We start from the raw sequence: 244 nt of genomic DNA on the forward strand, positions 1-244 counted from the left end.
CCGTTCCCTTCAGCCGGACTTGGGTAATCCTCCATACTATTCAAATGGACCTTGTAGGACTTGAACCTACGACCACTCGGTTATGAGCCGAGAGCTCTAACCAGCTGAGCTAAAGGTCCAACAAGATCATTATAGCGGCGAAGGGGATCGAACCCCCGACCTCCCGGGTATGAACCGGACGCTCTAGCCAGCTGAGCTACACCGCCATATATCGGGAAGACAGGATTCGAACCTGCGACACCTT

2 tRNA genes are annotated in these 244 nt (G+C 53.7%); both read right to left on the bottom strand.

Annotation, left to right across the window (positions count from 1 at the left end):
- Nucleotides 1-45 precede the first annotated feature (45 nt).
- A tRNA-Ile gene (locus HMPREF2764_RS06745) sits at nucleotides 46-119 on the bottom strand.
- A 13-nt stretch (nucleotides 120-132) separates the two neighbouring features.
- Nucleotides 133-206, bottom strand: a tRNA-Met gene (locus tag HMPREF2764_RS06750).
- Between the last annotated feature and the right edge of the window lie 38 nt (nucleotides 207-244).

The sequence above is a fragment of the Streptococcus sp. HMSC073F11 genome, from assembly GCF_001810785.1.
GTDB lineage: Bacteria > Bacillota > Bacilli > Lactobacillales > Streptococcaceae > Streptococcus.